Source organism: Dysgonomonas termitidis (assembly GCF_042654545.1).
Taxonomy (GTDB): domain Bacteria; phylum Bacteroidota; class Bacteroidia; order Bacteroidales; family Dysgonomonadaceae; genus Dysgonomonas; species Dysgonomonas termitidis.
On sequence record NZ_JBHSGN010000118.1, the window covers coordinates 14263 to 35543 of the forward strand.

The 21281-nt window shown below is 41.7% G+C and carries 19 protein-coding genes; 11 read left to right on the forward strand and 8 right to left on the reverse strand.

Annotation, left to right across the window (positions count from 1 at the left end; genetic code table 11):
• The first annotated feature begins 1 nt into the window (after position 1).
• The 11 genes from ACFO6W_RS19420 (at position 2) to xylE (ending at position 13004) form a co-directional block, all read left to right on the forward strand.
• Positions 2–691, forward strand: a complete 690-nt coding sequence (locus ACFO6W_RS19420) for a response regulator transcription factor (protein WP_379999504.1) — start codon at positions 2–4, stop codon at positions 689–691.
• On the forward strand, positions 688–2064 hold the full coding sequence (locus ACFO6W_RS19425; protein ID WP_379999506.1) for a HAMP domain-containing sensor histidine kinase: 1377 nt from the start codon (positions 688–690) through the stop codon (positions 2062–2064). The genes ACFO6W_RS19420 and ACFO6W_RS19425 overlap by 4 nt, the downstream gene beginning before the upstream one ends.
• A gap of 110 nt (positions 2065–2174) precedes the next feature.
• A complete protein-coding gene (gene proS / locus ACFO6W_RS19430; RefSeq protein WP_379999508.1) occupies positions 2175–3656 on the forward strand; it encodes a proline--tRNA ligase in 1482 nt (493 codons plus the stop codon).
• 247 nt (positions 3657–3903) lie between these two features.
• Positions 3904–4308 (forward strand): DUF3836 domain-containing protein, encoded by a 405-nt coding sequence (locus ACFO6W_RS19435; RefSeq protein WP_379999590.1) that lies wholly within the window; start codon positions 3904–3906, stop codon positions 4306–4308.
• 302 nt (positions 4309–4610) lie between these two features.
• Complete coding sequence (locus ACFO6W_RS19440) at positions 4611–5057, forward strand: DUF3836 domain-containing protein (RefSeq protein WP_379999510.1); 447 nt, start codon at positions 4611–4613, stop codon at positions 5055–5057.
• 127 nt (positions 5058–5184) lie between these two features.
• Entirely contained in the window at positions 5185–6027 is an 843-nt protein-coding gene (locus tag ACFO6W_RS19445; RefSeq protein WP_379999512.1) for a patatin-like phospholipase family protein, read from the forward strand.
• Positions 6028–6275: 248 nt separating this feature from the next.
• The gene (locus tag ACFO6W_RS19450) at positions 6276–6992 is read left to right on the forward strand and encodes an NUDIX hydrolase (RefSeq protein WP_379999514.1); all 717 of its coding nucleotides are present in this window, start codon (positions 6276–6278) and stop codon (positions 6990–6992) included.
• Positions 6993–7049: 57 nt separating this feature from the next.
• Positions 7050–8528: a xylulokinase gene (locus ACFO6W_RS19455; protein WP_379999516.1), complete on the forward strand. Its 1479-nt coding sequence runs from the start codon at positions 7050–7052 to the stop codon at positions 8526–8528.
• Positions 8529–8561: 33 nt separating this feature from the next.
• The gene (locus tag ACFO6W_RS19460; RefSeq protein ID WP_379999518.1) at positions 8562–9977 is read left to right on the forward strand and encodes a glycoside hydrolase family 30 protein; all 1416 of its coding nucleotides are present in this window, start codon (positions 8562–8564) and stop codon (positions 9975–9977) included.
• 44 nt (positions 9978–10021) lie between these two features.
• A complete protein-coding gene (xylA, locus tag ACFO6W_RS19465; RefSeq protein ID WP_379999521.1) occupies positions 10022–11350 on the forward strand; it encodes a xylose isomerase in 1329 nt (442 codons plus the stop codon).
• A 97-nt stretch (positions 11351–11447) separates the two neighbouring features.
• A complete protein-coding gene (gene xylE / locus ACFO6W_RS19470) occupies positions 11448–13004 on the forward strand; it encodes a D-xylose transporter XylE (protein ID WP_379999524.1) in 1557 nt (518 codons plus the stop codon).
• 91 nt (positions 13005–13095) lie between these two features.
• On the opposite strand, the gene ACFO6W_RS19475 is transcribed toward xylE, so the two are convergent.
• The 8 genes from ACFO6W_RS19475 to uxaC all read right to left on the reverse strand — a co-directional run bounded on the left by ACFO6W_RS19475 (position 13096) and on the right by uxaC (position 21276).
• Positions 13096–14526, reverse strand: coding sequence for an MFS transporter (locus tag ACFO6W_RS19475; RefSeq protein ID WP_379999527.1), 1431 nt, complete (start codon positions 14524–14526; stop codon positions 13096–13098).
• Between the two features lie 21 nt (positions 14527–14547).
• Positions 14548–15213 (reverse strand): bifunctional 4-hydroxy-2-oxoglutarate aldolase/2-dehydro-3-deoxy-phosphogluconate aldolase, encoded by a 666-nt coding sequence (locus ACFO6W_RS19480; RefSeq protein ID WP_379999529.1) that lies wholly within the window; start codon positions 15211–15213, stop codon positions 14548–14550.
• Positions 15214–15258: 45 nt separating this feature from the next.
• Positions 15259–15648 carry a four helix bundle protein gene (locus ACFO6W_RS19485; RefSeq protein WP_379999531.1) on the reverse strand — a complete coding sequence of 130 codons (390 nt, stop codon included), beginning with the start codon at positions 15646–15648 and terminating at the stop codon, positions 15259–15261.
• Between the two features lie 76 nt (positions 15649–15724).
• Entirely contained in the window at positions 15725–16519 is a 795-nt protein-coding gene (locus ACFO6W_RS19490) for a gluconate 5-dehydrogenase (protein ID WP_379999533.1), read from the reverse strand.
• 88 nt (positions 16520–16607) lie between these two features.
• Positions 16608–17645, reverse strand: a complete 1038-nt coding sequence (locus tag ACFO6W_RS19495; protein WP_379999535.1) for a PfkB family carbohydrate kinase — start codon at positions 17643–17645, stop codon at positions 16608–16610.
• A gap of 18 nt (positions 17646–17663) precedes the next feature.
• Positions 17664–18818: a DUF4861 domain-containing protein gene (locus ACFO6W_RS19500; protein WP_379999537.1), complete on the reverse strand. Its 1155-nt coding sequence runs from the start codon at positions 18816–18818 to the stop codon at positions 17664–17666.
• A gap of 105 nt (positions 18819–18923) precedes the next feature.
• The gene (kduI, locus tag ACFO6W_RS19505) at positions 18924–19766 is read right to left on the reverse strand and encodes a 5-dehydro-4-deoxy-D-glucuronate isomerase (RefSeq protein ID WP_379999539.1); all 843 of its coding nucleotides are present in this window, start codon (positions 19764–19766) and stop codon (positions 18924–18926) included.
• Between the two features lie 103 nt (positions 19767–19869).
• A complete protein-coding gene (uxaC, locus tag ACFO6W_RS19510; protein ID WP_379999541.1) occupies positions 19870–21276 on the reverse strand; it encodes a glucuronate isomerase in 1407 nt (468 codons plus the stop codon).
• Between the last annotated feature and the right edge of the window lie 5 nt (positions 21277–21281).

Here is a 21281-nt window from a genome sequence, read left to right on the forward strand (position 1 = left end):
TATGAAAAAAATACTTGTTATAGAAGATGAGAAACGGATAGCCGAACTTCTGCAAAAAGGTTTAGCGGAATTTGGGTTTGAGGTTAACGTGGCTTTTGACGGAGATACCGGAAAACGGCTGATTAACTCAGATTCCTATGATCTGGTTATCACAGATATTATCCTGCCGCACTACAACGGATTCGAACTGACCCAGATAATTAAAAGTAAATATCCGGATACTCCTGTTATTATGCTTACGGCTCTGGGAGCGACAGATGATAAGCTGGATGGATTTGATGCCGGTGCGGATGACTATATGGTAAAGCCATTCGATTTACGGGAGTTGAACGCCCGGATAAATGTCTTGTTGAAAAGGCATACCGGCCAGACGGAAAAAATTGTAACCGCCGAATTAAGATATGATGATCTGGTCATGCAGCTGAACACCCGTAAGGTGTTCCGTATGGAAAAAGAAATAAAACTGACCCCGAAAGAGTTTAATCTCCTGAAATATCTGCTCGAAAATCCTGAAAGGGTATTGCCCCGTACCGAAATAGCCGAAAAGGTATGGGATACACACTTCGATACAGGTACTAATTTTATAGATGTATATATTAACTACCTGAGAGGCAAAATTGATAAAGGTTTTGATAAGAAGCTTATCCGTACAAGCCCGGGTGTCGGATTTATTCTGAAATCGGAAGAATGAAAATAAAGACTAAAATAGCGCTCAGGTATTCCATTGTCACAGCAGTACTGGTTACAGTTTTTGCGACCATAATCTATTTTGTTTCAGCTCACGACAGGAAAATTGAGTTTTATGACGATCTGTATAAGGAAGGTATCTCTAAGGCTAATTTGTTCTTTGAAGCTAAAGCCAGCCCCGAAACAATGCATTCCATCTATAAAAACAATATCGAGTATATTGATGAAGTGGAAGTCGCTATCTACGACACGCAGTTTGGCCTCCTGTATCACGACGCGAAAGATATAGATATTGTAAAGGAAACACCCGAGTTGATAAGAAATGTAATTAACAGTAAAAAGAACATTGATTTTTATGTGGGGAAATATCAGGCTGTAGGTTTTATTTTTCACTATAATGCTTCCCGATATGTAGTCACTGCAGCGGCATATGATGGGTACGGCTATAATAAGTTGCACAGGCTTGTCGTTAATCTGGCTGTATTGACTTTTGGGTGTATCATATTGTCTTTTTTACTAGGGTATTTCCTTGCCAGAAGGGCATTGAAACCTGTTTCCATGATGTCTGACAAAATGAAGGATATTACCGCAAAGAATTTACACCTGCGTTTGCTGAATTACAATCAGTACGATGAATTCGGAGAACTTGCCGCTTCTTTCAACAAGACACTCGACATTATCGAGTCTTCATTCGAATCGCAAAAGATGTTTGTCAGCAATGTATCCCACGAATTGCGGACTCCGCTTGCTACCTTGATCGGCGAGATAGATTATGCACTTTTGAAAGAGCGCACTGTCGGGGATTATATCAATACCTTACAAAACTCAAAATATGATGCTGCCCGGTTAATTAAGCTGGTCAACGGATTATTGGATCTTGCCAAAGCAAGCTACGAAGAAAGTAAGATATCCATGAGCGAAGTGCGTATCGATGAAATAGTGCTGGATGCCAGGGAAGATGTATTGAAATCCAATTCTTTGTATAAAGTTGAACTGCAGTTCTCCCATCCCACGGAGAGTGATGCGGAGCTAATCATTACAGGTAATGAATATTTACTCAAAACAGCCTTTGCCAATCTGATGGAAAACAACTGTAAGTTCTCGGATAATAAGAAATCTACCGTTAAAATATCTTCGGAAGAAAATGTTATTCATCTAAGTTTTACCGACACAGGTATCGGCATTCCCGCCGAAGACCTGGGTAATATTTTTAAGCCGTTTTACAGGGGTAAAAACAAGGAGTTCATTGATGGAAATGGGATAGGACTGGCCCTTGTTGACAAAGTTATCAGAATTCATAAAGGAAAGATCAGCATTGATTCGGTTACGGATATGGGGACTGTATTTAATATTGATATGCCTAATATCAGGCAGTAGTTTCTTACCTTCCAACGGGATCTTATTAGTTTGATAAATCTGTTTGTTACCTATAGTTTAATTAATGGCTTTTGTTAACTTTGTAGCGATTTTGAGAAATTCAACAAAATATGGCAAAAGAATTAAAAGAACTGACACCAAGAAGTAAGGATTACAGTCAGTGGTACCTCGATTTGGTATTGAAAGCGGATTTAGCGGAGAATTCCGCTGTGCGTGGTTGCATGGTGATCAAACCATATGGCTATGCAATATGGGAAAAAATGCAGCGTCAGTTGGACGATATGTTCAAAGAAACAGGGCATATGAATGCTTATTTCCCGCTTTTCATCCCCAAATCATTTTTAAGCAAGGAGGCCGACCATGTGGAAGGTTTCGCCAAAGAGTGTGCTGTAGTAACTCATTACCGCCTGAAGAACGATCCGGACGGGAAGGGTGTAATCGTAGACCCTGAAGCAAAACTGGAAGAGGAACTGATTGTACGTCCTACATCAGAGACTATTATATGGAATACTTATCGCAACTGGATACAGTCTTATCGTGATTTGCCTATTCTGGTAAACCAGTGGGCGAATGTTGTCCGTTGGGAAATGCGTACACGCCTGTTTCTTCGTACAGCCGAATTTTTGTGGCAGGAAGGGCATACCGCTCATGCAACAAGAGAAGAAGCTGAGGCGGAAACTGTACAGATGCTGAATGTGTATGCGCAATTTGCCGAAGAATATATGGCAATGCCTGTTATTAAGGGTGTAAAATCGGCTTCGGAACGTTTTGCAGGAGCTGTCGATACATATACTATTGAAGCTATGATGCAGGATGGTAAGGCTCTGCAATCGGGTACATCACACTTCTTAGGCCAGAATTTTGCCAAAGCATTTGATGTAAAATTTGCGGACAAGGAAGGTAAAATGGATTATGTATGGGCTACTTCATGGGGCGTTTCTACTCGTTTGATAGGCGCATTGATAATGGCACATTCAGATGATAATGGTCTGGTGCTTCCTCCAAAACTCGCTCCGTTTCAGGTTGTAATTGTTCCTATCTATAAAGGGGAAGAACAATTAGCCCTTATCAATGAAAAAGTGGATGGTCTTGTAAAATCGCTGAAAGCATTGGGCATCAGTGTTAAATATGATAATGCCGATAATAAGAAGCCGGGCTGGAAATTTTCGGAATACGAATTGAAGGGGGTGCCGGTACGTCTGGCAATGGGTGCGCGCGACATGGAAAACAATACCGTAGAAGTTGCCCGCCGTGATACACTGACAAAGGAGACTGTGTCGTGCGACGGACTTGATGTATATATCAAAAACCTGCTGGATGAAATTCAGGCGAATATATACAAGAAGGCTTTCGACCATAGAACTGCGCAGACCATCACTGTCGATTCTTATGACGAATTCAAGGAAAAAATAGAAGAAGGTGTCTTTATTCTTGCTCACTGGGATGGAACAGCCGAAACAGAAGAAAAGGTAAAAGCCGAAACCAAAGCTACTATCCGTTGTATTCCTCTCGAAGGAGGTAAAACACCGGGTAAGTGTATGGTGACAGGTAAGCCGTCGGCTCAGCGGGTGGTATTTGCACGCGCATATTAAAAATATAATATACTTACTTAAGCCTTTGAAATTCTGATTACAGAATTTCAAAGGCTTTTGTTTTATCTATTTTCATGAAATACGCAATCAAACATTAAGCAATGCGGATTGAATTACATGTTCTTTTTTAAGATCTCCTTATTTTTCCACAAGAATCTGTAACGTTTTATTTTTATATGCGTCATATATAATAGAAAGCGCTTCAATAAAATTCAGTAAAAGGAAATTTTAAACCAAAAAGAGTGTAATCATGAAAACGATATTTTTATCCATTATATTAGCTGTGTTGTTCTCTGTAACAAATCTATATGCAGGCGAGCCGGAACCTAAAATTTTTACCAATGTAGAACCTACCGGATGGGGTACATTGAAAGAATATACTTACTTTGATGACAGCGGTCTGAAAGCTGTTAAGAAGGAAGTTTGCAGTTATGATAAATCAGATAAGCTATTCAATAAGACAATTTATAAGTGGGATGGCGATTCCGGATGGACAAACTTTCAGCAATATACTTACGAATACAACGATAATGGGCTGGTGGCTAAAATAGTTCGTGCCGACTGGAATAAAAAATCAAAGAGCTGGTCAGCTAATGTCAAAGAATTTATTCATACCTATAACTCCGCAGGCGAATTAATTGCCATAAAATGATAATAAAGAGAAGTCAAAGCCTTTGGCAGTAATGGTAACACGCTGTTAAAGGTTTTGATTTTCCGGTGATTATCTGTTCAGAATATATTTTTTATTTTATGTAGTATGTATAACATAGTATTATTGTATATATTTTATTATGTATTGTGTATTACATCTGATTATTAGTGATTTAAATATTGTTAAATGAAATATTTTATTGAAATAATCTGTAACTATTATCATGCCGGTTGCGTCATATTAATAGAAAACGATTAAAAATCGAAAAGAAATAAATAACAATAACTATAAAAGATACAATCATGAAAACAATTATTTTAACTTCAGTCCTTACAGCTTTTTTATCAGTAACAAGTCTTTATGCAGGTGAACCTAAAACAAGAGTTTATAGCAATGAAGAAATCTCCGCGACAGGAGTAGTTAAAGAACTTATCTCTTACGATATGGAAATGGGCCGTCCGTTGGATAAAGTTGTATATTATTACAATGCAGACGGACTTATTCAGAAAAAAGTCTTATATAAATGGGATGGTAATGGCGGTTGGATCGGTAGTCAGAAATATGACTATGAATGTAATGGTGAGGGAAAGATTATAAATCTTATCTATACCGAATGGAGTGATAAGTTAAACACGTGGTCTTGCCGCTCGGAACAGCTGGTGCATATATATGACAGTGAAGGGGAGTTGCTTGCAACAAAGCAGATACACCTGAATAACGACGGCGATTATCTTATGTCCCAGAAATAAGAAGTATACACTCTTTCTCTATATATAAAAGCCCTGCTCCCCGGATGAATGACGGGGGCAGGGCTTTTCCCTTTTTTGTTGTCCGGAAAAATATGTAATTTTAGAAATTATATCAATGTTATAACTGATGACTGACACAACAAATGTAGGACTGGTATTGGAAGGCGGTGGTATGCGCGGGGTTTTTACATGTGGCATACTCGACTATTTTATGGATAATAATATTACGTTTCCATACGCAATCGGGGTATCTGCCGGTGCATGCAACGGGCTGTCTTATATCTCAAAACAGCGGGGCCGTGCCAAATACAGCAATATCGACTTGCTGGCTAAATATAAATATATAGGGTTCAAACATTATATTAAGAAACGCAATATCATGGATTTTGACTTATTATTCCATGAGTTCCCCGATAATATCATTCCCTACGATTATGAAGCCTATTTCTCTTCTCCCGCCCGTTTCGAAATGGTGACATCCAATTGCCTGACGGGAAAAGCGGAATATTACGAAGAGAAAAGCAATAAGGAACGTGTTATAGATATTGTTAAGGCTTCGAGCAGCCTGCCTCTGTTATGCCCCATCACATATGTGGATAATATCCCGATGCTCGATGGGGGTATCTGCGATTCTGTACCGGTTGTCCGGGCAATGGAACAGGGATACAGCAAAAACGTAGTGGTACTTACCCGCAACAAAGGCTACCGCAAGGAAGGCAAAGATATAAAAGTACCTTCTTTCATATATCGTAAATATCCGGCTATGCGTGAGGCATTAAGTAACCGGAATAGCTTGTATAACGCCCAGCTCGATTTAGTTGATAAACTGGAAGAAAAAGGGCAAATATTCGTCATCCGTCCGAAAGAACCCATATTGGTAGACCGCATAGAAAAAGATGTGGATAAACTGACCTCTTTATATGAACAGGGGTATGAATGCGGAAAAGATATTTATACAATGAATATTTAAATAAAAAATACACTCTGCCTTATTGTTTTTTTTAACATATATATACAATTCTCATCTTTGCCTGTAACTCCTTTTGTGTAAAAGGATGCTTAATGTATTTATTACAATATGACGGGTATTCTTATTGTCTTGTGTATGATATTTAAGTAGCAGTATTACAATTATTTACGATAAGTTTTTCTCTGTAATAGTTTGATGTGTAAATATTATTTGTACTTTCGTGTATCACATTCTATGATTAAGATACCATGAAAGCAAATTTTATCCATACATATGTATCAGTAGACTGTGTTGTCTTTGGCTTTGAAGACGATCAGCTAAACATTCTCCTTGTTCAGCGTGGTGCTGATAAAAAAGGGGTGAAGGATATGAAATTACCCGGGAGCCTTATATATACCGAGGAAGATGTAGATGATGCCGCCCACAGGGTTCTTTTTGAATTGACAGGGATCAAACGGATGTCATTGAAACAGTTCCGTTGTTTCGCCTCACCCGACCGTGCAAAGAATCCGGATGATGTAAAATGGCTCGATGTAGCCTATCAGCCCAATATAAACAGGTTGATAACCGTTGCTTATCTCTCCCTTTCCAAGGTGGACCGTAAACTGAATAATATCTCGAAATATAAACTGACAGAGTGGTGCCCGATCTCCAAACTTCCACAAATGCCGTTCGACCATAACCGGATAGTGAAAGAATCCCTGACCGAGATCCGCCAATGGATAGAATTTGATCCCGCAATTGTTTTCGAACTACTCCCTCAGAAATTTACAATAAGCCAGTTACATAAATTGTATGAGGCAATCTACAATAAAGCGATCGATATACGCAATTTTCATAAAAAGGTAGCTGCAATGCCGTATGTTATGGCATTGGAGGAGAGGCAGAAAGATGTTTCTCACCGGGCTGCCCGCTTCTATAAATTCGACAAAAAGGAGTATAATAAAAGAAAGACTAGTATATAATCTGCCTCTCTGGCTATTCCCCATCTGGGGGACAGGGGGCTAATAATTTTGAAAAACATGTATTTATTAGGTTACGACATAGGCAGTTCGTCTGTAAAAGCCTGTCTGGTAAAAGCCGATACAGGCACGATCGTTGCATCGGATTTCTTCCCGAAAGAAGAAATGAAAATCACCGCGGTAAAATCAGGCTGGGCGGAACAAGACCCTGCCGACTGGTGGACAAACCTGAAACTGGCCCATCAATCGGTAATGCAGAAAGCTGGGGCTAAGGGAGAGGATATTCAGGCCATAGGTATTACCTGGCAGATGCATGGATTGGTATTGGTAGATAAGGACAAAAATGTCCTGCGTCCTTCCATTATCTGGTGCGATAGCCGTGCCGTGCCATATGGCGAAAAAGCCTTTAAGGCGATAGGTGAAGAAAAATGCCTTTCTCATTTGCTGAACTCTCCGGGTAATTTTACAGCATCCAAACTGGCATGGGTGAAAGAAAACGAACCACAAGTATTTGAAAAAATAGATAAACTGATGCTTCCTGGCGACTATATCGGCATGAAACTTACAGGAGATATTGTGGTAACTATCGAGGGTATGTCGGAAGGTATCTTTTGGGATTTCAAGACAAATGCATTGTCGGAAGACGTACTCAACTATTATGGAATACCGAAAAGCTTTTTCCCTGAGATAAAACCGATATTTGGCGTACAGGGAAATGTGTCGGCTGAGGCAGCAAAGGAACTGGGATTGAAAGAAGGTACTCCTGTTTCTTACCGTGCGGGCGACCAGCCTAACAATGCGCTGTCTCTGAATGTATTCGAACCGGGAGAAATAGCATCTACGGCCGGAACATCTGGTGTTGTATATGGCGTATTGGATCAACTCAATTATGATAAACTTTCGCGTGTAAATACATTCGCCCATGTTAATTATACCCCCGCCCTGACCCGCCTTGGAGTTTTGCTGTGTATCAACGGTACAGGTATCCTCAATTCGTGGCTGAAGCGTAATCTGGCATTGGAAGGCCTTTCATATGCGGATATGAACGGCTTGGCTGCTCAATCTCCGGTCGGAGCCAAAGGGTTAAGTATAATCCCGTTTGGTAACGGGGCAGAACGTGTTCTTGAGAATAAGGATGTAAATTGTTCTATACACGGTATTAATTTCAATATACATGACAAGAAAGATGTACTCCGCGCAGCTCAGGAAGGCATCGTGTTCTCATACGAATACGGAATGGAGATAATGCGCGGGATGGGTATGGATATTCATACCATAAAAGCCGGTTATGCCAACATGTTCCTCAGCCCTGTTTTCGCGCAAACGCTTGCCAGTGTGAGTGGAGCAACCATAGAACTCTACAATACGGACGGTGCTGCCGGAGCTGCAAAAGGCGCGGGTATCGGTATCGGGCTGTACGCATCGAATAAAGAGGCTTTCGCTTCGCTCGAAAAATTGTCGGTGATAGAACCGGATACAGCTCATAGGGCGGAATACAGGGAAGCGTATGAGCGTTGGAAAAGTCTTGTGACAAAATAATATTTAATAGTTAACCAATTAGAAGCGGAAATTATGAAAAAAGTATTGTGTATAATTGGACTTGTCGGTTTAGTTTGTTCGTGTTCTGAGTCCCGTCAGGTAAAATGGGTAAGTACAACACCCGATTCCTGTTTTGTAGAAAACCCGTCGATAGTCATGACAGAGGCAACTGCTGAAGCTGATGTAACGATATTGACAGATAAACATCTACAGACCGTAGATGGTTTTGGCGGGTGCTTCAATGAACTCGGCTGGGTTACTATCTCGGCATTGAAAGATGCAGATCGGGACGCTGTGATAAAAGACCTGTTCAGCGAAGACGGGATGAATTTTACGCTCAACCGCATGCCTTTGGGCGCGAACGATTTTTCCCGGGACTGGTATTCGTACAATGAAACGGATAAGGATTTCGAAATGAAAGACTTTTCTATCGACAATGACAAGGAAACGCTGATACCTTTCATAAAAGCTGCTCAAAAAATAAATCCTGATGTGAAAATCTGGGCATCGCCCTGGTGTCCGCCTTCATGGATGAAATATAATAAGCATTATGCATGTAAGCCGAATCCGAAAGTGAATGATCTGGAAGGAAGTCCCGCTCAGGATCTGGAAGGAACAAATATGTTTATTCAGGAGCCTGAATACTTCAAGGCTTATGCCCTATATTTCAGGAAATTTATAGAGGCTTATAAGAATGAAGGCATAAACATCGGAATGGTCGCCCCTCAGAATGAATTTAATTCATGCCAGATATTTCCGTCCTGTACATGGACAGCCGCAGGTCTCAGCACATTTATCGGCGGTTATCTGGGGCCGCAAATGAAGGAGATAGGAGTAGATGTGATGTTTGGGACAATGGAGAGAGGAAATGCTTTGCTGGTCGATACCATCATGCAGAATAAGAGCGGAGAATATATTTCCCAAATCGGCTTCCAATGGGCCGGAAAAGAGTCTATTGCCAAGATACACGAAACATATCCCGGAATGAAGCTGATGCAGACCGAAAGTGAGTGTGGCGACGGAAAGAATTCATGGAGCCAATGTTTCTATATATGGAATTTGATGAAGCATTACTTTAACAATGGCATATCTGCTTATATGTACTGGAATATCTCACTTGATAAAGACCCTGCAAACAACCGCTGGCAATGGCCGCAAAATTCATTGATTTCGGTAGATCAGGAAAATAAAACATACAGGTATAACCCTGAATATTATCTGATGAAACAGTTCAGCCATTTTATAAAACCGGGAGCAAAGCGTCTTTCTACTGAAGGTAGTTATGAAAACATGCTCGCGTTCCTCAATCCTGACAGTTCGGTGGTGATAGTGGCAGCAAACGAGGAAGATGCCAACCGGATTCTGAGGATTAAAGTAGATGACCAGATGATGACCGCGGATATGAAGATGAAGTCTATTAACACATTCCTGATAGAAGCGAAAAAGTAAAATTATTATACATTGATCAATCATTTTAAATAACAAATTTAATTATGGAAATTTTAAAAGGTACAAAAGAATTCTTTCCGGGAATCGGAAAAATCAAATTTGAAGGAAAAGAAAGCAAAAACCCGTTAGTTTATCGTTTCTACGATGAGAATAAAGTAGTGATGGGCAAGAGCATGAAAGACTGGATGCGTTTTGCTATGGCTTACTGGCATACATTGTGCGCTAACGGCGGCGATCCGTTCGGCGGGGCAACTATCCATCATCCGTGGAATATCGGCAATGATGCTATCAGCAATGCCAAATACAAAATGGACGCGGCTTTCGAATTTATGACTAAAATGGGAATACCATACTATTGTTTCCATGATATAGACTTAGTAGACGCAGGTGGTTCCTGGACAGAGTATGAAAAGAATCTACAAACTATCGTAGATTATGCTAAAGAAAAACAAGCGGCCTCAGGTATTAAACTTCTGTGGGGTACAGCTAATGTGTTCAGCCATGAGCGTTATATGAACGGAGCGTCTACAAATCCTGATTTTGACGTTGTTGCCTGTGCAGCTACTCAGGTAAAGAACGCGATCGACGCTACTATCGCTTTGGGTGGTTCTAACTATGTATTCTGGGGCGGTCGTGAAGGTTATATGAGCTTATTGAATACGGATATGAAACGTGAAAAAGATCACCTTGCACGCTTTCTGTCAATCTCCCGTGACTATGCCCGCAAACAAGGATTTACAGGTACATTCCTGATTGAACCTAAACCGATGGAACCTACTAAACATCAGTATGATTTCGATACAGAGACTGTCATTGGATTCCTTCGTAACTATGGTTTGGATAAAGACTTCAAAGTAAATATCGAGGTTAACCATGCCACACTGGCAGGCCATACATTCGAGCATGAATTGCAGGCTGCCGTTGATGCAGGGCTTCTGGGTAGTATCGACGCTAACCGAGGCGACTATCAGAACGGATGGGATACAGACCAGTTCCCTATCGACCTGTACGATCTGGCTCAGGCCTGGCTGGTATTGCTTCCGGCAGGAGGTCTTGGTAATGGCGGTGTTAACTTCGATGCTAAGATCCGTCGTAATTCAACAGACAGAGATGATTTGTTCATTGCGCACATTTCGGGTATGGATGTATTTGCCCGTGGTCTTTTAATCGCTGCTGATATCCTTGAAAAGTCTGATTATAAGAAACTTCGTCAGAATCGTTATGCTTCTTTCGACAATGGAGATGGTAAAGCATTCGAAGATGGTAAACTGACTCTTGAAGATTTGCGCACAATTGCTCACAAAGTAGGCGAACCGCAACAGATAAGCGGTAAGCAAGAGCTGTATGAAGCTATTGTAAACATGTATATTTAATTAGTTAGTTACAAGTTACGAGTTACAGGTTACGAGTATATCTTAACCCTGCCTGCTTGTAACTTGTAACTCGTAACCTGTAACTAATAAAGAACCAATGAATAACGAAGTAAGTAAATCATATACCATAAAACTCACGCTCATTGCTACCCTCGGAGGGCTGCTATTCGGATACGATACGGCAGTTATATCGGGTACAGTGGAGTCACTGAGGCATTTTTTTATAGACCCTATGGGTTTGCCTCTCAATGAAGCAAATGCAATGGAGGGGTTTGTTATAAGCAGTGCGCTGATAGGCTGTATCTTCGGTGCAGCAATGGCTGGCTGGGTAAGTCAGACTTTTGGCCGCAGAAAAGCATTATTTGCGGCTGCTATCTTGTTCTTATTGGCAGCTATCGGTTCGGCATGGCCCGAAATAGGCTTCCGTATGCCTGGCGAAAGCGACCATTCATTTGTATATCATTTTGTATTTTACCGTATAATAGGTGGGATAGGAGTAGGTATAGCCTCAATGGTGTCGCCTATGTATATCGCCGAGATCGCTCCACCGGATAAACGGGGAAGCCTGGTAGGACTGAACCAGTTTGCTATCATTTTCGGTATGCTTATCGTGTATTTTGTCAATTACTTTATCGCTAAACAAGGCGATACCGAGTGGCTGCATACTACAGGCTGGAGATATATGTTTGCCTCACTGGCAATCCCGTCTGCTATTTTCTTTTTGTTGCTGTTCATCGCACCAGAAACTCCGCGCTGGCTGGTAATGAAAGGACGTATACAACAAGCGGAGGGTATCCTCAATAAACTTGTCGGCAGCGTAATGGCAAAAGCTGAGATAAAGGAAATACAGGATAGCTTCGATAAAGAAGAACCCGTATCTCTAAAGCCTTACTACCGCTTTATGATGACATGGCTCATATTGTTTGTTGTCGGCATCATATCCCTTTCTCTGGCGGGGATTCCAAGCGCGTTGGAGATATCTATGATTGTAAGCTTCCTTATAGCACTGTATGTCCCGATCAAGTCATACGGGTTCCTTATTATTATGACAGGTGTTTTATTATCTGCATTCCAGCAGTTCGTCGGTATCAACGTGGTATTGTATTATGCTCCTGAAATATTCAAGAGTATGGGATCGGGTACCGATTCGGCGTTATTGCAGACAATTATTGTCGGTATCATCAATCTGTCGTTTACTGTACTGGCTATCCTGACGGTGGACAGATTCGGGCGTAAACCATTGCTGATAACAGGCGCTTTGGTTATGGCCGTATCCATGTTAGGTTTGGGGACATCCTTTTCGCAAGGCCTTCCGGGAGGACTTAAACTTGTGTTCATGCTTACATACACAGCCGGGTTTGCCATGTCGTGGGGACCTGTTTGCTGGGTGATGCTGGCGGAGATATTCCCGAACTCGGTTCGCTCCAGCGTAATGTCTATTGCCGTAGCTGCACAGTGGGTATCGAATTTCCTTATTTCGTGGACATTCCCTATTATGGACAAGAATGATACGTTGGTGGGTATGTTCAATCACGGATTCTCATATTGGATCTACGGAGCATTGGCGATCTTTGCAGCATTGTTTGTATGGAAGCGTTTGCCGGAGACAAAAGGAAAGACGTTGGAAGATATGGAAAAACTCTGGAAAAAGTAAAACTGTAGAATTTAATCTTTTTAGTTAATAAAAAAGCAGAAGAAACTCAATGTATTCTTCTGCTTTTTGTTTTGTATATTGTCGTATCCGGTTAAATATTATCGATTGGCTTATACTTAGGGACTAATGATTTCATTATGACCCAGCCTATAAGATAAGCTACAGCACAAACACAGAAAATAATAAAGTAACCTGCCGGTTTTCCTTCAAATCCCATAAATGTCAATTGAGTTTCATCTGCATATACAAATAAGTTACCTGCGGATTTTTGCAATATCATGGAACCGATACCTCCGGCCATACCCCCGATACCGGTAATGGATGCGATCGCTCCTTTAGGGAACATATCGCCTACCGTAGAGAAGATGTTGGCCGACCACGACTGGTGGGCTGCACCTCCGATACCTATCATTATCACAGGCAACCAGGGCGAAATTGTACCTAATGGTTGAGCGAATAAGACCACTAGCGGGAAGAATGCGAATATTAACATCGCCCTCATTCGTGCGGCATATGGGTTCAATCCTGTTTTATTCATAATGATGGTCGGTAATTTTCCGCCGAAAATGGATAACATGGTAATCGCATACAGTGTAAAGATTAGCGCTATTCCCAGTCCTTCGGAAGTTTTAATACCAAACTGTGTGTTCAGGTAAGATGGAGTCCAGAAGAGGAAGAACCACCATACACCATCGGTCATGAATTTACCGATAGCAAAAGACCAGGTCTGCTTATAAGAGAAACATTTCCAGAAAGGAATCTTTTTTTCTTCAGTCTCTTCTCCGCTATCTACTGTTCCGTTTTCATGTTTGTCTTGTTCGATATATTCAAGTTCGGCTTTATTCACATACTTGCTTTTTGCAGGGGAATCATATAGGAATATCCAGAATCCCATCCAGATAAAACCTAGCGCACCGATAACAATAAAGGCCATTTCCCATCCCCAGAATTTTGCCAATAGAGGAATACTTAAAGGTGCGACTAACGCACCGATCGAAGCCCCGGCGTTGAAAATAGAAGTGGCATAAGCCCGGTCTTTTTTAGGAAAGTACTCAGCGGTTACTTTGATAGCAGCAGGGAAGTTCCCGGCTTCTCCTAATGCCAGTACGCAGCGGGCAAATAAGAAGCAATACATACTGAAAGTCGCAATTACCACAGCTACTTCACCAGTAGCGGCAGCCAGTTCGGCAGCGCTATGCAGTCCTACATGTGCTTCTGTGACAAGTCCGCAGACAGCATGAAGGCAAGCTCCAACGGACCATACCCCGATAGCCCAGAGGAACCCTTTCTTACTGCCCAGCCAGTCGATGAAGCGACCTGCAAACAACATACAAGCTGCATATACAAAAGAAAATACAGATGTAATTGTACCGTAATGGGATTCATCCCAATGGAACTCCGGCTTGATAAATTCATCCCAGGTGAGAGACAATACCTGCCTGTCCAGATAGTTAACTGTCGTGGCGAAGAAAAGCATTGCACAGATGGTCCACCTGTAGTTTGTCATTTTTTGATTATTCATGGAATTGTTTTAAGATTTATATTATTTCCTGATTTTAGCTATTATGGCCAGTGCATCCTTACACATTTCCGTTATTTTGCCCCAGTCTTTTGCTGCAATCACATCTTTAGGAAACAGATTAGATCCCATACCTACACAGGTTACTCCGGCTCCGAACCATTTACTCAGGTTCTCTTCGGTGGGGGTTACCCCGCCTGTTACCATTAGGCTCGACCATGGCATAGGTGCTTTTATCCCTTTTACAAAAGCAGGGCCTACAACGTCACCCGGAAAAACTTTTACAACTTCGGCTCCCAATTCCTGAGCATAACCTACTTCCGATACGGAACCACAACCGGGTATATAGGCTACCTGACGGCGATTACATACCTTAAAGATATCAGGATTGAGCAACGGACCTACCACAAAGTTTGCCCCGAGTTGTAAAAACAAAGAAGCGGTACCTGCGTCAACAATTGAGCCGATACCGAGTATCATATCCGGGCATTCTTTTGCTGCCCATTTATTCAGTTCGCCGAATATCTCGTGTGCAAAATCTCCACGGTTGGTAAACTCGAAAGCCCGTACTCCACCTTCGTAACAAGCTTTCAGTACTTGCTTGGATGTTTCGAGGTCGCTATGGTAAAATACCGGTACCATTCCGGTTTCTGCCATTACTTGGCAGGCTTTTATCCTTGAGAAACGCATATAAGTGAAAAATTAAAAGTGAAAAGTGAAAAATGGAAGAAATCTTCATTTCTCACTTAAGTTATTTTTTACAGTTTTAACAGATGATATCAAAATATAAATTAGTTCGGAACAATCAGAAGCTAAACTTTCGTATTCAGATACTGATATATAGTTGGTATCTTTTAAAAGACAAATCCAATAGTCAGTTTCATTCGCTTCTTTAAGAGCAATACTTAATTTATGCACAAAGTCAGATTTGCTTTGGGCAAATTCAGCTTCTCTTATTAAAGCTCCGACTGCTGTACCACTACGCAAAACCTGTTTTGATAATACATACTCAGATTTTTCTTTTTGTAAAAACTGAATAAGATTGACTATCTTGACAGCAAAAGCATAACTTTTTACTACAAGTATTGATTTTTCTTTTTTGATTATATTTTCGTTATTATCCATCTTTAAAAATTTGAAGTGAAAAGTAAAAAACTACTGATACATATTTTTAGTTTTTCACTTTTCACTTTTAATTCATTTACGGTTGCTTACCAATATAAGCCAATATACCTCCGTCTACATACAATACATGCCCGTTTACGAAATCCGAAGCTTGTGATGCGAGGAATACTGCCGGACCATCGAGGTCTTCCGGAGTTCCCCAACGTGCGGCAGGAGTTTTTGCTATGATAAATGAATCGAACGGATGGCGCGAGCCGTCAGCCTGTTTCTCACGTAGAGGAGCAGTCTGAGGAGTTGCAATATAACCCGGTCCGATACCGTTACATTGAATGTTGTATTCTCCGTATTCGGATGCGATATTGCGGGTGAGCATTTTCAGACCACCTTTGGCGGCAGCATAAGCCGATACCGTTTCGCGGCCGAGTTCGCTCATCATAGAACAAATATTGATAATCTTACCATGACCTTTTTTTATCATGCCCGGTATAACAGCTTTTGCAACGATAAACGGTGCATTGAGGTCCACATCTATAACCTGACGGAATTCGGCAGCGCTCATTTCTATCATCGGGATGCGTTTGATGATACCTGCATTATTTACGAGGATGTCGATAACGCCCACTTCTTTTTCTATCTGCGCAACCATTGCATTTACTTGTTCTTCGCTGGTCACATCACATACATAACCTTTGGCTTTTATTCCGGCTTCTTCATATGAGGCCAGACCTTTATCCACAAACTCTTGTTTCAGATCGTTGAAAACAATAGTAGCACCTGCTTTTGCCAGTGCGGAAGCGATAGAAAAACCGATGCCGTAAGATGCTCCGGTAATTAAAGCTATTTTTCCGTTTAATGAAAATTGATTTTGCATATTTTTATTTTATTAGTTAACAAGTTAACAAGATACGAGATACGAGTCAACTCGTTTACTTGTATCTTGTCTACTCGTATCTGTTTATTTATCTCGATACCCTTCCCGAGCCGTCACCTTTCATCAGGTTCTCCACCTCCGAAACAGTAACAAGGTTGAAATCTCCATATACAGTATGTTTCAGACACGATGCAGCTACTGCAAATTCCAGTGCTTTCTGATCATCATCCGGATAAGAGATAAGTCCGTAGATAAGTCCGCCCATAAAAGAGTCACCTCCACCTACACGGTCTACGATATGTGTGATGTCATAACGTTTCGATTGATACAACTTATCTGAATACAGACATCCTCCCCATGTGTTATGGTTGGCATTGATAGAGCCACGAAGCGTAATGATCACTTTCTTGGCACGGGGGAAGCGTTTCATCATTTGCGTACATACCGATTCAAACTCGGCAGCGTTCACTTCTCCGCCGGTATGAGCTACATCGAAGCCTTCCGGTTTGATACCGAACACTTTCTCAGCATCCTCTTCGTTACCAAGGATTATATCACAACCTTCTACAAGTGCAGGCATAACCTCCGTTACATTTTTGCCGTACTTCCACAAGTTTTTGCGATAGTTGAGGTCTGTAGAAACGGTTACTCCCATTTCGTTCGCAACTTTGATCGCTTCCAGGCATGCGTCTGCTGCGCCCTGCGATATAGCAGGAGTGATACCTGTCCAGTGAAACCATTGCGCGTCTTTGAATACTTCTTTCCAGTCCACCATCCCCGGCTTGATGTCGGCAATAGCTGAATTGGCCCTGTCGTAAATTACTTTCGATGCACGTGCCACGGCCCCCGTTTCAAGGAAATAGATACCGACACGGTCACCGCCACGGATGATATTGTTCACACCTACATTATATTTACGGAGGTCGGAAATACACCATTCCGCAATATCATTTTTAGGCAGGCGGGTTACAAAATCGGTAGGAATACCGTAGTTAGACAACGATACGGCAACATTAGCCTCGCCTCCGCCGAATGTGGCGTTCAAGTTATTAGATTGTATAAATCTCTGGTATCCGGGAGCTGTCAAACGCAGCATGATTTCTCCGAATGTTACTACTTTCTTCATAGAGTGCTTAAGTCTGAATTATTTATTATATGTTATAACAAGAGGATTGTCCAACCCTTCTGAAAATTCTTTTATATAGTTTTCGAAATCGGCAACTGTCGCGAACCCGAATTTAGACCATCCGTAACCACTGTAATAAGTTACAGGAATATTCGGTTGCTGGGTAGTTATCGCCAATACATGCGAATATGCGTCTTTCTTCTTTGTCTTAGGGTTGTCTATAGTGTATGTGTCTACAATTGATTTATCTATACCCTGAGGAAAAACCAATGCCAGATATACATTGTCTACCATATCGCTCTTCGGTTCGGCATATACTACGTATTTATCCGAAGAGATAATAGAGTCGTTTTTCTCTCTTTTTACGATTCCTGCTGCTACCGGCATAGGTTCTTTTATTGTATAAGCCTGTACGATCTTAGACAATTGGGAACCTGCATCAATTGATATAGTACGGTTTTCCGCTACAGACTTTCCATCTACATTCAGATTTTTATAAGTCAGTTTGAAGGTTGTACGGAGGGGACCATTATCCAGCAATTCTTCCGAAGCAAAATTTTCATTCAGCCACAATTTGTCATTTACATACGGAGCCATTGCCCCGGCACCCAGTGAGCGTCCTACTTTATAATCATCCTGTCCTTCGCCATGATCTTCGTGATATGATGCTTCTCCGGCAAGGTCGGCTTTATACCATTTGTCGATGATCAGGTTGTTTGTACGCTTGTACCATGCGTCGATACCGTTGCTCGGGCCGTCTATTTCTATCAGCGCAGGGCCGTAGATACGGAACGCCACACGGTCATTTTCCCATGCAAAGTCATCTTTGCGTTCGGTGATGAAGCGTCCGTATGTTTTAGGGGCATATGTTTGCGCAGTATCGGTGGTGATAATAAAGCTTTTCGATTCTTTGGCTTTCAGTTCCGGCTGGAAAATAAGCTTCCTGTCGTATGTTACCTGAGACGGAATGATTTCACCGGCGCTGTTTTTTACTACATAAACAGCACTATCGGTCAATTTTATTTTCGCTTTGATGCTATCTAACGGAATCTCTACCAAATCGGCCACACGGTCAAAGCCGCTTGTGTTCTCTACAGTTATATTCATCTCTTTGTTTGACGAACAAGAGAACAGGAATATAACGGAAAGAAAGAAACTAAATATTTTTTTCATATACTCGTTTATTTAATTGTTTAAGGTTTAAATATTTAAGTATTAAACTATAAGATGTTGCCTATTTTGTTTAATTTTTTAAACTATTAAATCTCTAAATTTTACTTAACGCAATTTATCGGCAGTGAAAGTGTCCATATCGTCATAATCGAGGTTTTCGCCGCACATAGCCCAGATAAACGTATAGTTGCTTGTTCCCGCAGCCGAATGTATAGACCATGACGGGGAAATAACAGCCTGTTCGTTACCCATAAAGATATGGCGCGTTTCCTGAGGCTGCCCCATAAAGTGACATACAGCCTGCTGTGCAGGAACTTTGAAATAAAAATATGCTTCCATACGGCGCGAGTGTGTATGAGGAGGCATCGTGTTCCATACGCTTCCTTCCTTGATTTCGGTCATACCCATCTGCAACTGGCAGCAAGGAACGATCTCGCTCAATATGATCTGGTTCAGCAAACGTTCGTTGGATGTAGCAGGCACACCCAAATCCCTTGTACGGCGCATAGACGATGTGATCTGTGCTGTGGGATATTCTTTATGTGCCGGAGAAGAGGCAAAGTAATATTTTGCGGGTTTGGCCTCATCGTTACTTTTGAAAATAACTTCTTTGGAGCCACGGCCAACATATACGGCATCCTTGAATCCCATACTATAATCTTTTCCGTCTACAGTGACTACTCCTTCACCTTCGATACAGATGATACCCAGTTCGCGACGCTCACAGAAATATTCTGAACGGATAAGGTCTGCCGTTTCCAGTTTCAGGGCCTCTTTCACCGGCAGGGCGCCTCCGATTATCAGGCGGTCGTTGTGTGTATAGGTCATCAGTACACTATCGGCCTCAAATAATTTTTCTACTAAAAACTCTTTCCGCAATTGTGCGGTGTCGTAATGCTTTACGTCATCGGGATGCGTCCCCCAACGTTCTTCAATTACTGTTTTCATTTCTTTATCTTTTGTTATTATGTGATTTATTGTTTTGGGATTTCAAGATTTTATACGGGAAAAATATAAATACTCATATTCTATAATCTTGAAACTTACTTTGTTAAAATTTAAAAAATTCTTTTGCGTTATAATATGATACGTTTTCAACCAGTTTGCCCAGAAAATCCAATTCCGATGAAGGCAGCAGGCCTTGTTCTACATCTGTTCCTATCAGATTACACAATATGCGGCGGAAATATTCGTGACGAGGATATGACAGGAAGCTGCGCGAATCTGTCAGCATACCTACAAACCGGCTCAACAAGCCGAGATTAGACAATGAGTTCATCTGCGCTTCCATGCCTGTTTTCTGATCGAGGAACCACCATCCCGAACCGAATTGTATTTTACCGGCAACAGAGCCATCCTGGAAGTTCCCGATCATGGTAGCGATCAGGTCATTGTCGCGGGGATTCAGGTTGTAGATGATTGTTTTCGCCAGCTTATTGTCTGTATCCAGCCTGTTGAGGAATTTCGACATGGCTTTGGCCACACTAAAATCCCCGATAGAATCAAAACCAGTATCCGGCCCTAATTTTTTAAACAGGCGTGTATTATTGTTGCGGATAGCGCCATAGTGGAACTGCTGTGTCCAGCCTTTTTCCCAGTCCATAATCGCGCCTTCGACAAGCATAGCCGACTTGAACCTGATGATTTCATCATGTGTAAGTTCTTTGCCTCCATATACTTTATTGAAGATAGCGTCGATTTCGCTTTGCGTGTAATCTTCGGCATAGAATTCTTCGATACCGTGGTCGGATAGTTTACAACCGGCTCCGGCAAAGAAATCGTGACGTTTTCGCAAAGCCGCAATGAGGTCGCTGTAATCGCTGATGGCTACGCCCGACACTTCCGATAGTTTTTCCACATATCCCCTGAACGCGTCAGGAATCTCAACAGCCATAGCCTTATCGGGACGCCATGTAGGAAGCACTTTGACAGAGAATCCTTCATTTTTCAAAGCGATGTGATATTGCAGCGAATCGATAGGGTCGTCTGTCGTACAAACAGCTTCTACATTATAATGTTTCATTAGTCCGCGAGCCGAGAATTCCGGGGTGCGGAGCTTTGCTGTACATTCGTCGAAAATTTCTTTTGCTGTTTCGGGTTTCAGTATTTTTGTTACGCCGAATCCCGTCTTTAGTTCCAGATGTGTCCAGTGGTAAAGCGGGTTGCGCATCGTATAAGGGACTGTTTCGGCCCATTTCTCAAATTTCTCCCAATCGCTGGTGTCTTTTCCGGTACAGTAGCGTTCATCCACTCCGTTGGTACGCATCGCGCGCCATTTGTAGTGGTCGCCACCCAGCCATATTTCACCGAGATTGTCGAACTGATAATCTTCCGCAACCAGTTTTGGGTCCAGGTGGCAATGGTAGTCTATTATGGGCAGATGTTTTGCATGCTGATGATACAGATACTCTGCCGTTTCATTCTGCAATACGAAGTTATCGTCTAAAAATTGTTTCATATTTT

What these genes read in the sequence shown, in the direction of transcription:
- ACFO6W_RS19480 (WP_379999529.1), bottom strand. Translation starts at nt 15,213, where the DNA reads ATGCGTTTCTCAAGGATAAAAGCCTGCCAAGTAATGGCAGAAACCGGA.
- uxaC (WP_379999541.1), bottom strand. Translation starts at nt 21,276, where the DNA reads ATGAAACAATTTTTAGACGATAACTTCGTATTGCAGAATGAAACGGCA.
- ACFO6W_RS19425 (WP_379999506.1), top strand. Translation starts at nt 688, where the DNA reads ATGAAAATAAAGACTAAAATAGCGCTCAGGTATTCCATTGTCACAGCA.
- ACFO6W_RS19460 (WP_379999518.1), top strand. Translation starts at nt 8,562, where the DNA reads ATGAAAAAAGTATTGTGTATAATTGGACTTGTCGGTTTAGTTTGTTCG.
- proS (WP_379999508.1), top strand. Translation starts at nt 2,175, where the DNA reads ATGGCAAAAGAATTAAAAGAACTGACACCAAGAAGTAAGGATTACAGT.
- ACFO6W_RS19475 (WP_379999527.1), bottom strand. Translation starts at nt 14,526, where the DNA reads ATGAATAATCAAAAAATGACAAACTACAGGTGGACCATCTGTGCAATG.
- kduI (WP_379999539.1), bottom strand. Translation starts at nt 19,766, where the DNA reads ATGAAAACAGTAATTGAAGAACGTTGGGGGACGCATCCCGATGACGTA.
- ACFO6W_RS19450 (WP_379999514.1), top strand. Translation starts at nt 6,276, where the DNA reads ATGAAAGCAAATTTTATCCATACATATGTATCAGTAGACTGTGTTGTC.
- xylA (WP_379999521.1), top strand. Translation starts at nt 10,022, where the DNA reads ATGGAAATTTTAAAAGGTACAAAAGAATTCTTTCCGGGAATCGGAAAA.
- xylE (WP_379999524.1), top strand. Translation starts at nt 11,448, where the DNA reads ATGAATAACGAAGTAAGTAAATCATATACCATAAAACTCACGCTCATT.
- ACFO6W_RS19445 (WP_379999512.1), top strand. Translation starts at nt 5,185, where the DNA reads ATGACTGACACAACAAATGTAGGACTGGTATTGGAAGGCGGTGGTATG.
- ACFO6W_RS19500 (WP_379999537.1), bottom strand. Translation starts at nt 18,818, where the DNA reads ATGAAAAAAATATTTAGTTTCTTTCTTTCCGTTATATTCCTGTTCTCT.
- ACFO6W_RS19420 (WP_379999504.1), top strand. Translation starts at nt 2, where the DNA reads ATGAAAAAAATACTTGTTATAGAAGATGAGAAACGGATAGCCGAACTT.
- ACFO6W_RS19455 (WP_379999516.1), top strand. Translation starts at nt 7,050, where the DNA reads ATGTATTTATTAGGTTACGACATAGGCAGTTCGTCTGTAAAAGCCTGT.
- ACFO6W_RS19495 (WP_379999535.1), bottom strand. Translation starts at nt 17,645, where the DNA reads ATGAAGAAAGTAGTAACATTCGGAGAAATCATGCTGCGTTTGACAGCT.
- ACFO6W_RS19485 (WP_379999531.1), bottom strand. Translation starts at nt 15,648, where the DNA reads ATGGATAATAACGAAAATATAATCAAAAAAGAAAAATCAATACTTGTA.
- ACFO6W_RS19490 (WP_379999533.1), bottom strand. Translation starts at nt 16,519, where the DNA reads ATGCAAAATCAATTTTCATTAAACGGAAAAATAGCTTTAATTACCGGA.
- ACFO6W_RS19440 (WP_379999510.1), top strand. Translation starts at nt 4,611, where the DNA reads ATGAAAACAATTATTTTAACTTCAGTCCTTACAGCTTTTTTATCAGTA.